This window comes from Phocaeicola plebeius (assembly GCF_003437535.1).
GTDB lineage: Bacteria > Bacteroidota > Bacteroidia > Bacteroidales > Bacteroidaceae > Phocaeicola > Phocaeicola plebeius_A.
This window is the reverse complement of sequence record NZ_QSQT01000021.1, coordinates 226-14,800: the sequence shown is the minus strand read 5'-3', so window position 1 is coordinate 14,800 and position 14,575 is coordinate 226. Positions and strand designations below refer to the sequence as shown.

Here is a 14,575-nt window from a genome sequence, read left to right as displayed (position 1 = left end):
TATAATAACCTAAAATTGAAAATATCCATGAGAAAACAAGTATTAGCCTGTCTGCTCTTAGGTGCATTGGGGGCACAGGCACAGGAGAAATTTGTGGTGGAAGGTCAGTTGAAGAATATTCCCGACGGAACCGTGTTCTATTTGATGAAGCAAGAGGGTAACGTGGGGAGTATGGCAGCTACCGATACGCTGCAGAACGGGACATTCCGTTTTGAACTGACTACCGCCGGAAACGAGCTGGAAGGTTATGGCTTGATGGCACGTGATGATACGAAATTCCCACCCATGTTGCTTGAACTATGGGTAAATCCTGGCAGTCATCTGCTCATACAAGGAGAGAATCCTTATATTTACTCCTGGAAAGTAGAGAGCGATGTCAAGGAGCAGCAATTCCAGCAGCAACTGATACAGGCTTCCCATAAGGAATGGGAGGAATTTCAGCGGTTGACCATGCAAGAATTTGCACTGATGAGGTCGGCTGCGCAGGGAGGAAATAAAGAACAGGTCCGTGCGCAAGCAGACAGTCTGCAACAGCTGACAGAGAAGTTGAGTGATCAGATTGCCCAGCATAATATTGCGATTATGAAACAATCGCCGATTAATGCAGCCTGGATGGGTGAATTGCATTGGATGGGGATGTCGGTTAAGTTCCGTAAAGATTATCCGTATAAAAAAGAAGTGCAGCAGTTGTACAATCTGCTGGATGACGCACAGAAAGAAACGTCCATTGGGAAGAGTGTGTATCTGGCCTTGAATCCGCCGACTGTAGTGAAAGTGGGCGAGGAAGCTGCCGATGCGGATATGTACGACTTGGAAGGAAAGGTTCACCGCCTGGCTGAGTTTCGCGGAAAATACATCTTGCTGGACTTCTGGAGTCGGGGATGCGGTCCTTGTATCATGTCGCAACCGGAACTGAAGGAAATCAGTGAAATGTACAAGGACAGCCTGGAGGTGATCAGCCTGAGCATTGAGAACCGGAAGGGATGGGAAGAGGCTTCTAAATCGCATGCCATGACCTGGAATAATTGGAACGATTTGGAAGAGAACAACGGACTGTATGCTCGTTATGGTGTCAGAGGAATTCCCCATTTTGTATTGATTTCTCCGGAAGGAAAGGTGGTTGACAGCTGGAGTGGATATGCAAAAGGTTGGCTGAAACTGAAAATTAAAGGCTCGATGGCTCCCAAACAGCCGATGCGTATCGAATGGAAAGACGGTCACAAACTGGTGCATCATCCGCGGAAGAAAACAGAAAAAATGGAGGTGCTGACCATCTGTCAGGTGGAGTTGACCGACTCGGCTACGGTACTTCGCGTGCATGCACGGTATATTCCAAATTATTGGATTCGGTTGGACAAAGCGACTTTTTTGATGTCGGACAAGGGGGTGAACTATCCGCTTCTGCGCAGTGAAGGTTTCGCGATAGGCGAGCAGGTGTTTATGCCTGATAGCGGAGAAATGGATTTCACGCTCTATTTTGCTCCGCTGCCGAAAGATACCCGCTGGTTTGACTTTTCGGAAGGCGAGCACGTGGAAGGGGGATACTATATCGAAGGCATCCGTCTGACAGAATAAGAAATGAACTAAAAAACGATGTGTTATGATACTGAATGTAGTATTGAAAATGATTTTGCGAAGCTGGTGGCGTAACAAGGTGTTTTTCCTTGTTTCGGTAGCCAGTCTGGCATTGGGATTGGCTTGCACCAATTTGCTGATGACATACTTCGTGCACGAGCATGGGTTGGAAGGACGTAATCCGGACCGTGACCGCATGTTTTTTCTGCGGCAGGATGACCCGATGACGGAGGGGAAACGAGTGGCCTTTGCCGGCGCAGAGATTCCTCCGCAGCTGAAGCAAAGCTATGCCGAGGTAGAGGACTTTCTCCGGTTAGGAAAACTGGATTTGCTTTACTGCAAGGTGAACGAGCAGAAGGTGGAAGGTGATTTTAAGATGTTGTCGGCCGATACGACCCTGACGAACTTTTTTGATTACCGTACGGAAGAAGGTAGTTTGAGTCAGGTACTCTGTCAACCAGGGAAGGTCGCATTAAGTGAAGCTTGTGCCCGTCGTCTGTTCGGAGGGAAACAAGCGGTAGGGAAGCAGGTGGAGGCACATTTCCGCTTTGGAGAGGTCCGTACGTATGAAGTGGCGGCAGTACTTAAGAAGCGCGAACAATCGCTTCTGCAGTTTGACATGTTGATAGCACACGACCCTGATTTCTTCTGGGGTGGACTTACACTGCTGAAGCTGACTCCGGGTACGGATGCGGGTCACCTGGCCGATAAGCTGAATGAGGACAAGGTACCTACACTGATGCCCGGTCAGACAAAATATTACCTGGATCCGCTGGACGCCATTTGTTTCACTACTCCTGATGATTCCTCTCAGCAGACACTTGATTTCGTCAGTCAGACACCCGCGCAGACTCTCTATATCAGTCTGCTGGCAGCCGTGCTGATACTGATTATTGCTTGCTGCAACTATACTAACATGAGTTTGAGCCGCTTGTTGCAACAGCTTCGTATGATTCATGTGGAGAAATTGATGGGGGCTACCTTGCGCAATATCCGTCTGCAACTTTTCGGGGATGCTTTTCTGACGGTGGTGCTGGCATTCGGCTTGTCCATTCTGCTGGTCAACGACTGTCTGTCACTGTTTAATGACCTGTTGGGTTCGCGGTTAACCATGACGTTCTTCTTCAGTAGTCAGATGTTGCCGTGGTTGCTGTTATTCATTCTGTTGATGTCGGTAATACCGGCATGGTACATCAGTTGTCGCCTGTCACGCTTGTCGTTCACGGAGTACCGTACCCTTTACAGCGGCCGACGCAAACAGCGTTTTGTAGCGGTACTAGTAACAGTGCAGTTCGTGATTTCCATCGGATTGTTATTGGCTACGCTGACAGCACGCAACCAGATGGAACTGACCCGCCAGCGGGCTTCGCGTTACGAGGGCTGCATTGAGATAGGGGATGCCTTTGGTACTCCGTTGGCTCCCTTCAAGGCGGAACTGGAGAAACGGGTGAAAGGGATTGAATCCATGACACTTTCCAAGGCTTCGGTGCTTAATGCCTGGATACGTCAGTTGAACGTGCTGCGTCCCAGTGGGAAGGAAGTACGTACCAATCTGCTGACATTGGAAGGCGACTCCACCTTGTTGCGCACCTTGCGCATTGAACAGTTGAGTGGAGAATCTCCTTCCCGTCTGTTGGAGCGTCAGGCATCTCCGGTACTGGTGAACGAGAGTTTTGTCCGCTTGTTAGTGCCTGCGGGTACGGAGGTCGTGGGGCATGCCTTGCGCGAGTTCGATACGGAAACGAAAGACAGTCTGGCTGTAATCGCAGGTGTGGTGCGCGACTTTTCCGTCAATTCGCTGGAAGAAGCGGTAACACCTCTTGTCATCACATTGTTGTCGGCAAGTGACTTGCAGAAAGGATTTTATTTGCAACTGCGTCTTCGTCCTGAAAACCGTGAAGAGACCTTGCGGCAGATAGAAGCCGTATGGAATGAAATGAACCCCAACCAACCTTTCGGTTATGCAGATATGCACCGGGATTTTATGGCACGTAACGGGAAAGTGCTTTCTTTGTCACATATTCTGACTTTCTATGCCGTGATTGGGTTGTTGCTGACAGGTTTCGGATTGTTTGGTATCGCCTGGTATGCCACCCGTCAGCGGATACGCGAAATTAGTATCCGCAAGGTGCATGGAGCAACACGGGGACAGATTATCTGGCTGCTTAACAAACCGTTCTGTATCTATGCTGTAGTGGCGTATGTAATGGCCATGCCTGTCGGCTGGTGGTTCATGCTGCATTGGCTGGAGCAGTTTGCGTACCGTGCCCCGCTTTCGGCCGGTATCTTTGTATGGCCGTTGTTGGTGGTGTGGGGCATCTCGGCGGTCATTGTCTGCCTGCAGGGTTGGATATTGAGTCGGGTAAATCCGGTAGAATGTATAAAACAAGAGTAATATCATTAAAATAAAATTTTGAAGTATGATTAAGACAGAAAATTTACAGAAAGTATTCCGCACAGATGAAGTGGAAACTTGGGCATTGAATAATGTAAGTATCGAAGTGAAGGAAGGAGAGTTCGTGGCTATCATGGGTCCTTCAGGTTGTGGAAAATCTACCTTGCTGAATATCTTGGGATTGCTGGACAATCCCACGGGAGGCAAGTATTTCTTGAACGGAACAGAAGTGGGTGGCTATACTGAATCGCAACGTACTTCCTTGCGTAAGGGAGTGATTGGTTTCGTATTCCAGAGCTTCAACCTGATTGACGAGTTGAACGTATTTGAGAACATCGAACTGCCCTTGCTGTATTTGGGTGTACCTTCGGCAGAACGTAAGCGGAAAGTGGAGGCTGCCATGGAGCGGATGGGGATTACACACCGTGCCAAGCACTTCCCGCAGCAGCTGTCGGGCGGACAACAGCAACGTGTGGCTATTGCCCGTGCTGTAGTATCAGGACCGAAGCTGATTCTGGCCGATGAGCCTACCGGTAACCTGGACTCCAAGAACGGACGGGAAGTGATGGAATTACTTACCGAGCTGCATAAGGAAGGCACCACCATTGTGATGGTGACTCACTCGCAGCATGATGCCGGTTTTGCCGACCGCGTCATTAATCTCTTCGACGGACAGGTAGTGACGGAAGTGAACCTTTAAAATAGGGTTTAGGCTTGTTTTTTTTAACTGGCCGGGCGACACTCCGCAGTAGCGTTTGAAAAACTTGCTGAAAGAAGCTTGGTCAGAGAAACAGAGCTTTTCGGCCACGTCCTGCACGCTGTTGGCCGGATTGAGCAGACAGACTTTCGCTTCTTCTATCAGGCTTTCGCTGATGAGCTGGTTGGCTGTCTTGCCATAGAGTTTCTTTAACTTGGCCGATAACGCATCGGGGGATACGTAGAGTTGGTCGGCATACCATTTTACGGTGTGATGATAACGGCAATTGGTATGCATCAGATATAGAAAACGAGGGAGGGTATCTTTCCAGCGGAAAGAGTGCTCGAACTCGTTTTCTTGTTTATACATGCGGAGGATAATATTCCACACTTCCAGGATGAGGGAACGAAGCGTGTTTTCCAGCATTTCAAGCAGGAAATGATTCTCTTTTTGCTGAAGGGTGTGGCGTAGCATGTCCACATGTGATTGTATCCGGAGAAGATCCTGTTTCTCCAATGGAATAAACGGCTCCAATACGTGTCTGTATACATAGGCTGCCACTTTGGAACGGATGCATTCGGCTGCCTGCAAAAAAATCTCCCTTCGGGTAATGAGCAGACATCCTTCGAAATCACGGTTTGTTTTCAGGTCGCTCCATTGGTGGGGTTCGATAAACTCGATGTAGGAAGGGGCAGGAATGACGGTCCGCTTGTCGTTGGTCTGGATGCTGATTTCGCCTTTTAATACGAGCAAAGACACCGTATGCTGTGTGTCGATACTTCCTTTCTGGAATTGATTTTCTCCCCGTACGGTGAAGATGCCCATTTGTTCATTGTACACCATATCTCGCTCCGTTCCGTCTGCTTGCAGCGTCGGAACCAGCCATTTTGTAAACGCATATTCTTTCATCTTGTATCTCGTTGTTGTATTTGCGCATCTAAAATACAGACATAAATCGTAGCCTGAAAACCTTTTTGTATGTTTTAGAAATCATAAACTGAATAAATGCTAAAGCACGGATTCAGACAAATGTTCTTAGGAATGGAACAAGTAAGTAGTCTTTCCCGCCTTCTAAATTTGCATCGGCTATTACAACAGAAAGAGTCAAATCAACTAAAAAAAGAGAATAAGATGAAAAAAGCTTTTGTATCAGTTGGTGCATGTTTTTGTGCGTTGTTGGGGATGCTGACAGCCTGCACGCAGCCTGCACCTACCTCACAGGAAAGTGGGTACAAGACCATGACCGTGAAAAAAGAAAATCGCCTTCTCACTAACAGCTATTCGGCTGTAGTAAAGGGAAGACAGAGTGTGGAAATTCGTCCGCAGGTGAGCGGTACGATTACCGAGATTTGTGTGAAAGAAGGAGCCAAGGTACACAAGGGACAGGTGTTGTTCGTGATTGACCAGGTTCCGTATAAAGCAGCTTTGCAGACGGCATTGGCGAATGTGAAAAGTGCGGAAGCTGCCGTGGCTACGGCCCGCCTGACGTTCGACAGCAAGGAAGAGCTCTTCAAGGAGCGTGTGGTTTCGGATTTCGACCGTCAGACGGCACAGAATTCTTTGTTGGAGGCTGAGGCTAGTCTGGCACAAGCGAAGGCCAATGAAACCAATGCCCGCAACGACCTTTCCTATACGGTAGTCCGGAGTCCGGTGGATGGAGTGGCAGGTATGTCTTCCTATCGTGTGGGGGCATTGGTCAATTCTTCCATTACTACGCCTTTACTTACTGTCTCGGACGATGAGGAAGTCTATGTATATTTTTCCATGACCGAAAATCAGATGCTGTCACTGCTCCGTCAGTATGGTAGTGTGGACAAGTCACTGGCCGGTATGCCCAAAGTATCCTTGCAGTTGAGTGACGGAGTGAAATATGCACACGAAGGGGTGATAGATGCCATCAGCGGCACCATTGATACCGGAACAGGGGCTGTCAGCCTGCGTGCCGTGTTCCCGAATCCGGAAGGAATGTTGCGAAACGGAAGTACGGCTACGCTCGTATTGCCCTATACCAAGGAGAACGCGCTGGTTGTTCCACAGGAAGCTACTTTTGAGATTCAGGACAAGGTGTATGTGTATAAGGTGAATGAGAGTGGAAAGGCCGAGTCGGCACAGGTTACTGTTTTCCCGCTGAACAACGGGCAGGAATACATTGTAGAGAGTGGCTTGCAGGAAGGGGAAGTAATTGTGGCCGAGGGTGCCGGATTGATTCAGGAGAATACCCAGATTCTTTCGTTACATACTGAAAAATAGGAGGGGACGTTATGAAACTGAAGACTTTTATCGACAGGCCCATCCTGTCGTGTGCCATTTCTGTGCTCATCCTGATATTGGGAGTAATCGGTTTGAGCAATCTTCCCATGGAGCAGTATCCTGATATCGCACCTCCTACCATTATGGTGTCTACCACCTATACGGGTGCCAATGCGGAAACAGTACTGAAGAGTGTCATCGCTCCGTTGGAAGAAGCCATTAACGGTGTGGAAAACATGACGTATATGACCTCTACCGCCACCAATACGGGTTCAGCGTCTATTACCGTGTATTTTGCACAGGGAACGGACCCGGACATGGCGACTGTCAACACGAAGAACCGTGTGTCGGAGGCGGAAGGACTGTTGCCCGCAGAAGTGACCAAGGTGGGTGTGACCGTAGAAAAACGGCAGAACAGTATGGTCAAGATTATATCGTTGTACAGTCCCGACGATAGCTACGACCAGAATTTTATCAATAACTATTTTAAGATTAATGTAGAACCTCGTCTGTCCCGTATCTCGGGAGTGGGCAATGTGAATGTCATGGGTGGGGATTATGCCATGCGTATCTGGATGAATCCTCAGAAGATGGCCCAGTATCAGCTGGTACCTGCCGATGTGATTGCCTTGCTGGATGACCAGAACGTGGAGGCGGCGACAGGTACACTGGGCGAGGATTCTGAAAATACATTTCAGTATACGTTGAAGTACCGGGGGAGATATGAAACTGCGGAAGAATTCGGCAACATGGTGCTCAAGTCTCTCCCTACGGGCGAAGTGCTCCGCCTGAAGGATGTGGCCGATGTGGAATTAGGTTCGCAGAGCTATGCCTATAACAGTGAAATTGTGGGTCACCCCGGTGCGACGTGTATGATTTCGCAGACGGCCGGATCGAATGCCAACGAGATTGTGAAGGAAGTGGACAAGCTGATGGAGGAGATTTCAAAAGACCTGCCGAAAGGGCTTGTAATGGCCGACCTGATGAGTACGAAGGACTTCCTGGATGCCTCGGTACACGAGGTGGTGAAAACCCTGATTGAGGCTATTATCCTGGTGGTGCTGGTGGTTTATTTCTTCTTGCAGAGCGTGCGTTCCACCATTATTCCTTCGGTTTCCATTATCGTGTCGCTGGTGGGTACGTTTGCCTTCCTGTATGTGGCCGGATTCAGTCTGAACCTGCTGACCCTTTTTGCACTGGTGCTGGTAATCGGTACGGTGGTGGATGATGCCATTGTGGTGGTGGAGGCGGTGCAGGCCAAGTTTGACGAAGGCTACCGTTCACCTTATAAAGCTACGGTGGCTGCCATGGATGGTATTTCTGCAGCCATTGTGACCACCTCACTGGTATTTATGGCCGTGTTTATCCCGACCTCGTTCATGGGAGGAACCAGTGGTGTGTTCTATACCCAGTTTGGTTTGACCATGGCGGTGGCAGTAGGTATTTCTGCAATCAATGCCTTGACCCTCAGTCCAGCTTTGTGTGCCCTCATCATGACTCCTCACATGGATAAGTCGACCGGCGGTAAGTTGAGTTTTTCTTCCCGTTTTCACCATGCATTTGAGGCTTCTTTCAATAGGCTGGTGTTGAAGTATAAGAATGGGGTGTCGTTCTTCCTCCGTCGTAAATGGATGGCCTGGGTATCTTTGGCGGCAGTCTGTGCCTTGCTGGTATTTTTTATGCGGACCACTAAGACCGGCCTGGTGCCGGATGAGGATATGGGAACCATATTCGTGAATGTCACGACCCCTCCGGGAAGCAGTTTGGCCCAGACGCGTAAGACGATGGAAATGATAGACGAGCGTATCCGTGAGATTCCTCAGATAAAGATTTATTCCAATGTGACAGGTTACAGCATGATGGGCGGGCAGGCCGCCTCGGGAGGTATGCTGATTATCAAACTGAAACACTGGAATGAACGTCAGGAGGCACAGGACCACATCAATGCCATCATTGCAGCGATTTACCAGCATACAGCCGACATTAAATCGGCCAAGCTCTTTGCCTTTGCGCAGCCTACCATTATGGGATACGGTATGGGTAGCGGTTTTGAAATGTACGTGCAAGACCGTGCCGGAGGCAGCGTGGAGAATTTGCAGAAATATACGCAGGACTTTATTGCAGCCCTGAACCGGCGTCCGGAAATTTCGATGGCTTATACTACCTTCGATACCAAGTTCCCGCAGTATATGGTTGAGGTAGATGCGGTGAAATGTCAACGGGCAGGGGTGACCACATCCGATGTGCTGAGCGTACTTTCCGGTTATATTGGCGGTAATTATTCGTCCAACTTGAACCGTTTTTCCAAACTCTACCGTGTCATGATTCAGGCACGCAAGGATTACCGTCTGGATAAAGAGTCACTCAACAATATGTTTGTACGGACTGAAAGCGGGGAAATGGCGCCCGTGGGACAGTTCATTACGCTGACCAAGGTGTACGGAGCTGAAACCTTGACACGTTTCAATATGTATACCTCTATACCGGTCAACGGTATGCCAGCCGACGGATATAGTTCGGGAGATGCCATTGCAGCCATTGAGGAAGTGGCTTCACAGACGCTGCCTACTGGATACGGTTATGAGTTCAGCGGTATTACCCGAGAAGAATCAAGCAGTACGGGAAATACGGTGATTATCTATTTGATTCTCTGTTCGCTCTATGAAAGTATCTTCATCCCGATGGTGGTCATCCTGGCAGTACCTTTCGGGTTGATGGGAAGCTTCTTGTTTGCCAAATGTTTTGGGCTGGAAAACAACATCTACATGCAGACCGGTTTGATTATGCTGATTGGATTGCTTTCGAAAACCGCCATCTTGCTGACTGAATATGCTTCGGCCCGTCGCCGACAGGGAATGAGTATTGCCCAGGCTGCCGTAGCTGCTGCCGGAGTTCGTCTGCGTCCGATTCTGATGACCGCCCTGACGATGATTATCGGACTCTTCCCGTTGATTGTGGCTACCGGAGCAGGAGCCAACGGAAACCGTTCGTTGGGAGTCGGTACGGTAGGGGGTATGCTTGTCGGTACAGTGGCACTTCTGTTTGTAGTGCCGGTGCTGTTCACGGTGTTCCAGGCAATTGAAGAACGTGTGATGCCTCGCCGTCAGACCGATGCAGCGGAATAATCCCTTGTGGGGGAATTTTATATCAACTAAAGAAACATTCGATATGGAGAAAAATATAAGTCATATAGTAGTTGCCGCGTGCATGGCCAGTATGCTGACCGGATGTGGCATCTACACAAAATACCGGCAGCCGGAAACGAATACCGACGGATTGTTCGGCGCTCTTCCGGAGGAGGTGGATACTACCTCCTCACTGGCCGACCTGAAATGGGAGGAACTGTTTACGGATGCATCCTTGCGAAAACTGATTACACGTGCGCTGGAGGCGAATACGGATTTGAATGTGGCCCGTTTGAAAGTGGAAGAGGCACGGGCTTCGCTGTCAGCTGCCAAGCAGGCTTACCTGCCTTCTGTCCAGTTGGACCCGGAAGGCGCTTTGAGCAGTTTTGACGGCAGCAAACCCACCAAGACTTATTCGTTGGGAGCTTCTGCCAGCTGGGAACAGGATTTCTTTGGAAAGCTGACCAACGCCAAACGGAGAGAGCGTGCGGCATTGGAGCAGAGTGAGGCGTATCGTCAGGTGGTGCAGACACAGCTTATTGCCACGGTGGCCGAGAGTTATTACACGTTGCTGATGCTCGATGAGCAGGTAGCCGTAACTACGGAAACGGTAGAAAGCTGGAAAGAGTATATACGTAGTTTGAAGGCCCTGATGCGAGCCGGACAGGCCGACCGTGCGACCGTGAACCAGGCAGAAGCTTCCCGCTTGGACGCCGAAGCCTCTTTGCTGGATTTGAAGCAACAGGTGACGGAAACGGAAAACACGCTGTGTGCCCTGCTTTTCTGGACCCCGCAGCCTGTTGCGCGTGGTACACTCGGTGAAGTGGATTTCCCGGAAAGTTTGTCGGTGGGAGTGCCGCTGAATTTGTTGGCTAACCGTCCAGATGTATGGCAGGCTGAGGCCGTACTTAAACAGGCTTTTTATGCCACCAATCAGGCACGTTCCAGTTTTTATCCGAGCGTGACATTGAGTGGTTCGGCCGGATGGACCAACAGTGGGGGAGCCCTTGTAACTAATCCGGGTGCCTGGCTGCTTCAGGCGGTAGGCTCTCTGGTGCAACCTCTTTTTCAGCGGGGGCAGCTTATGGCAAATCTGAAAATCAGTAAGGCACAGCAGGAAGAAGCTTTGCTGCAGTTCCAGCAGACCTTGTTGGATGCCGGTGCAGAGGTGAACAATGCCTTGAGCCAGTGGCAGACGGCCCGTCAGAAAACGGTGCTCGACCGTGAGCAGGTGGAGCATCTGAAAGATGCGTTGCGTGATACGGAACTGCTGATGGAACACGGTATGACGAACTACCTGGAAGTGCTGACTGCCCGTCAGTCATTACTGGCAGCGCGGCTGTCGCTCGTGGCCGACCGGAATGCTGAGATAAAAAGTGTCATTACCCTTTATCATGCATTGGGAGGGGGAAACAACTAACATATAGGTTGATATGAAGAAGATGATGATAATTGCTGCATGCGTGGGAGGACTCGCATGTATGTTGGCATGCAATAAAGAAGAGGTGGGTGCATATACTCCGCTTCCCAAGATTCACTTGGGAGAAACGTTCAAATATAAATGTGAGCCGGAGAATTACATCCGGCTCGAATATGATACCCTTGGTGAGGCCGCTGTCTTGAACTTTTATAAAGATGAAATCACCTCATTGGATTATCTGGAGTACGATGAAAACTCGTGTACTTTCTCCTTTCATAAAGGAGAGACGGGGCTTTATCGTATCAGCTGGGAGTATACGTCGGAAAATACCTTGCGGATACTTTACGGGCAGAATGGTATGTGGTACCGGATGAATGCAAGCGGTACCCATGAATATCTGTTAGAAGCCAATGACGGGATGGCAATAAAGGTCATAGCTTACCGCACGAACTTTGATTCTTTGCATTGCACGATAAATCGTTTTTGTATTGAAGAATACAAAAACGAGGAACAACAGGAGTGAACCGAAGTTCCGGCCTGCTTTCACCTTCCTGAAGGCAGTGCCGGAATATCGGCCTCTATTCGGTTTTCCACGTTGTCGGGGAGCTTGGAGAAGAAATCCATCCCCGTTACTTTTTCCACGGAGTCAACCGATACCATGTATTTATCCAGTGCCTGATGATGTGCCTTGTTGTCGAACAGAAAGCCCATGGCGATGGGACTTTTCCGGTTGTAAATCAGCACCACCTTGAAGAAACGGTCGGGCACGGCCACCTGATGCTCTCCGATGCGCTTGGGTTGTTTCTTGTCATAGATAGGTCCGCAGGTAATGTGTACCGTGCCATATTTCCGGGCCCAGCTGCGGCATAATTCTTCCAAATCTCCCCAGTCGTCCCGGTTCAGTTTCTGATTCTGCGGACAGATGTTGCTCATGTAGAACGATTCTTCCATGGCCTTTTTGCTCCATTTCATGTCGGCCGCCGGAGCCATGTGTCCCCGGTCGTATCCGGAGTGCGTATAATCGGCATGCTCCACACGGGGTTCGGGCAAATCCGGGTCGGGTGCGAAGCGGTTCTTTCGCTCTTCACTTCCTTTGGTTTCCTGCTGTGTCAGTTCCCAGGCTACCCAGTTGGGGGTTTTGTAGAAATTATTGTATGAAACGGTATATCCCGTTCGCTGCAACTTGATTTCTTCCCGCTTGGTCAGCATGACGGGAATTTCCAGTTTGCTGCTGATGCGGTTGGCCGAGGGTTGTGACTCCGCCTCGTCCTGCGGCTTTTCTGGCAGGCGTTGTGCCACTTCCTCCTGTGCCTTCTCCAATGTGTGCGAAAGCTCCTTTGTCAGTTCCTTAGCTTCCGGCAGATTCTGCTGGTTCTGATAGAAATAGGCACCGCCACCCAGAATCAGCAGCAGGAGTATGAAGCTTTTCAGGGAGCCGGTGGATGAACTTCTCTTTTTCTTTCCCATAATGTACGTGTATTAAACCAGTTTGAAACGCATCCGGAAGATACCGTCGTTAAAGTCGTGACTGATGATCTTGAAGGTGCCGATTTCTGATGTATTCTCTACATGTTGCCCGATGCACAAGCACTCGTCGTAGTCGCCTACGTGTACCACACGAACCGTCTCGGAAGCTCCTTCAGGCAGCCGTTTCATGTCAAAGCGTCCGGTAGCTTCTTCCTGTGTGATAAATTCCGTAGTGACAGGAAGATGGCGTGCGATTACTTCGTTGACAGTCGTTTCAATGCGTGCAATATCGTCTTCCGAAGGTGCTTGTGAAAGCGCAAAATCGAGTTTGCTTTTCTTCCGTTCGATATGGGCAGATACAGCCCGTCCGCATCCGAAAAAATTGACCATGGTGCGGTTGATGATGTGTTCGCAGGTGTGCATAGGAGGATACTCCTGCTTGTTGTGTGCATTAAGTTGGATTTCTTGTTCCATAAATTACATTGATGAATTGTTTTTTTCTTTTTGCTTTTTTTCTATCAGCATGCTCATGAAGGCCGAGCTGATGATACCTGTAGGAATGGCAATCATGGCGATGCCAATCAGGCTGATGATGCTGCTCAACAACCGTCCCAACGGAGTAATTGGGTAAATGTCGCCGTAACCCACGGTAGTGAAGGCTACGATTGCCCACCAGAATCCGTCGCCGATATTTTCAAAGGCTTCCGGTTGTGCGTAGCGTTCGATGTAGTACATCAGAATGCCAGAGAAACCTAACATGATGCCACAGGCAGTATAGGCCGTAACAAGTTCTTCTCTGACGGTTCGGAGTACGGTGCCAATCATCTGGAAGGAACGTGAATAGCGTATCAGCTTGAAGATAATCAGTACGTAGGCCAGCACTACGAGATGTACGTGCGGGGTTTCCTTGTACACATAAATCACCATGAACGGGATAATTGCCACGAAGTCGATAAGTCCATAAAAGGAGAACAGGTAGCGCAGACGTGCTTTCCAGGCATGGTTGCAACTGGCATACTGCACGGGAGCAGCCACGATGCGTAATCCATATTCGATGGTGAATATAAAGGAGGCCAGGTAGTTGAATGCATACAGGATATTATGGTAGGGAGCTGATTCCTCGAAAGAGCTGTATATGATAGAGCAAATGGAACCGATGATAAAGAACAGCACAAAATATTGAAACCATTTTTTCATCAGCTGGCGATGGATCATCCGGTACTGCTTTTCGTGGCGAATTAGGTGCGGGAGCTTCTCGCGCAGCGGGTCTATCAAGTTGTGAGGTTCTATGTTCATGGTCGTGATTTTAATGAATGATTTTTCGTGTATCAGGCAAATATACTCTTTTCTTTTGCAATAAAGGAGAAAGTGGAAGAAAAAGAAATTAGAGGTACGGAAGGGAGAGCTTAAATTCCCCTGAAAATGAGCCCTAAAAACTGTTATTTTTCATGCCTGAAAAGACGTAAGTGCGTTCCATCCAAAACGCACTTGCGTTTGAACTAAAACGTCCTTGCGTTTGAAGTGAAACGCACTTGTGTTTTAAATCAAATGTACTTGCGTTTTTTTGAAAGCTGAATATGTGCTGGAAAATCTCTTCATTTCCGTTAGAACAATTCCTTTTTCCTTACGTTTCCTTACGCGCGCAT

General features: G+C 49.1%; 10 protein-coding genes and 1 pseudogene. 7 read left to right on the top strand and 4 right to left on the bottom strand.

What is annotated here, in order from left to right; genetic code table 11:
• The first annotated feature begins 27 nt into the window (after positions 1-27).
• From DXD04_RS11445 to DXD04_RS11435, 3 genes are read left to right on the top strand one after another with little or no spacing between them, the layout of a single operon-like run.
• Complete coding sequence (locus DXD04_RS11445; RefSeq protein WP_117673356.1) at positions 28-1,575, top strand: TlpA disulfide reductase family protein; 1,548 nt, start codon at positions 28-30, stop codon at positions 1,573-1,575.
• 25 nt (positions 1,576-1,600) lie between these two features.
• The gene (locus tag DXD04_RS11440) at positions 1,601-3,970 is read left to right on the top strand and encodes an ABC transporter permease (RefSeq protein WP_117673353.1); all 2,370 of its coding nucleotides are present in this window, start codon (positions 1,601-1,603) and stop codon (positions 3,968-3,970) included.
• Between the two features lie 25 nt (positions 3,971-3,995).
• Positions 3,996-4,670: an ABC transporter ATP-binding protein gene (locus tag DXD04_RS11435; protein WP_007560407.1), complete on the top strand. Its 675-nt coding sequence runs from the start codon at positions 3,996-3,998 to the stop codon at positions 4,668-4,670.
• Between the two features lie 30 nt (positions 4,671-4,700).
• Here DXD04_RS11435 and DXD04_RS16950 read toward each other — a convergent pair.
• Positions 4,701-4,964: pseudogene (locus DXD04_RS16950) on the bottom strand (helix-turn-helix transcriptional regulator); the annotation flags it as partial.
• Between the two features lie 834 nt (positions 4,965-5,798).
• Here DXD04_RS16950 and DXD04_RS11425 point away from each other — a divergent pair.
• From DXD04_RS11425 to DXD04_RS11410, 4 genes are read left to right on the top strand one after another with little or no spacing between them, the layout of a single operon-like run.
• Positions 5,799-6,917 carry an efflux RND transporter periplasmic adaptor subunit gene (locus DXD04_RS11425; protein ID WP_178288521.1) on the top strand — a complete coding sequence of 373 codons (1,119 nt, stop codon included), beginning with the start codon at positions 5,799-5,801 and terminating at the stop codon, positions 6,915-6,917.
• An 11-nt stretch (positions 6,918-6,928) separates the two neighbouring features.
• Positions 6,929-10,042 carry an efflux RND transporter permease subunit gene (locus DXD04_RS11420; RefSeq protein ID WP_117673347.1) on the top strand — a complete coding sequence of 1,038 codons (3,114 nt, stop codon included), beginning with the start codon at positions 6,929-6,931 and terminating at the stop codon, positions 10,040-10,042.
• 43 nt (positions 10,043-10,085) lie between these two features.
• Positions 10,086-11,462, top strand: coding sequence for a TolC family protein (locus DXD04_RS11415; RefSeq protein ID WP_117673345.1), 1,377 nt, complete (start codon positions 10,086-10,088; stop codon positions 11,460-11,462).
• Between the two features lie 13 nt (positions 11,463-11,475).
• Entirely contained in the window at positions 11,476-11,985 is a 510-nt protein-coding gene (locus DXD04_RS11410; RefSeq protein WP_022053656.1) for a hypothetical protein, read from the top strand.
• Between the two features lie 20 nt (positions 11,986-12,005).
• Here the strand turns inward: DXD04_RS11410 and DXD04_RS11405 are convergent, their stop codons facing one another.
• Genes DXD04_RS11405 through DXD04_RS11395 form a run of 3 tightly spaced genes read right to left on the bottom strand, consistent with a single transcriptional unit; the run spans position 12,006 to position 14,225 of the window.
• Positions 12,006-12,929, bottom strand: a complete 924-nt coding sequence (locus DXD04_RS11405) for a DNA/RNA non-specific endonuclease (protein WP_117673343.1) — start codon at positions 12,927-12,929, stop codon at positions 12,006-12,008.
• Positions 12,930-12,941: 12 nt separating this feature from the next.
• A complete protein-coding gene (locus DXD04_RS11400) occupies positions 12,942-13,403 on the bottom strand; it encodes an alanyl-tRNA editing protein (protein WP_117673341.1) in 462 nt (153 codons plus the stop codon).
• Positions 13,404-13,406: 3 nt separating this feature from the next.
• Positions 13,407-14,225, bottom strand: coding sequence for an ion transporter (locus DXD04_RS11395; protein ID WP_117673339.1), 819 nt, complete (start codon positions 14,223-14,225; stop codon positions 13,407-13,409).
• Positions 14,226-14,575: the final 350 nt, after the last annotated feature.

Bases quoted from the DNA above. Each gene is read 5' to 3' on its own strand.
- DXD04_RS11445 (WP_117673356.1), top strand. From the start codon at position 28: ATGAGAAAACAAGTATTAGCCTGTCTGCTCTTAGGTGCATTGGGGGCA.
- DXD04_RS11440 (WP_117673353.1), top strand. From the start codon at position 1,601: ATGATACTGAATGTAGTATTGAAAATGATTTTGCGAAGCTGGTGGCGT.
- DXD04_RS11435 (WP_007560407.1), top strand. From the start codon at position 3,996: ATGATTAAGACAGAAAATTTACAGAAAGTATTCCGCACAGATGAAGTG.
- DXD04_RS11425 (WP_178288521.1), top strand. From the start codon at position 5,799: ATGAAAAAAGCTTTTGTATCAGTTGGTGCATGTTTTTGTGCGTTGTTG.
- DXD04_RS11420 (WP_117673347.1), top strand. From the start codon at position 6,929: ATGAAACTGAAGACTTTTATCGACAGGCCCATCCTGTCGTGTGCCATT.
- DXD04_RS11415 (WP_117673345.1), top strand. From the start codon at position 10,086: ATGGAGAAAAATATAAGTCATATAGTAGTTGCCGCGTGCATGGCCAGT.
- DXD04_RS11410 (WP_022053656.1), top strand. From the start codon at position 11,476: ATGAAGAAGATGATGATAATTGCTGCATGCGTGGGAGGACTCGCATGT.
- DXD04_RS11405 (WP_117673343.1), bottom strand. From the start codon at position 12,929: ATGGGAAAGAAAAAGAGAAGTTCATCCACCGGCTCCCTGAAAAGCTTC.
- DXD04_RS11400 (WP_117673341.1), bottom strand. From the start codon at position 13,403: ATGGAACAAGAAATCCAACTTAATGCACACAACAAGCAGGAGTATCCT.
- DXD04_RS11395 (WP_117673339.1), bottom strand. From the start codon at position 14,225: ATGAACATAGAACCTCACAACTTGATAGACCCGCTGCGCGAGAAGCTC.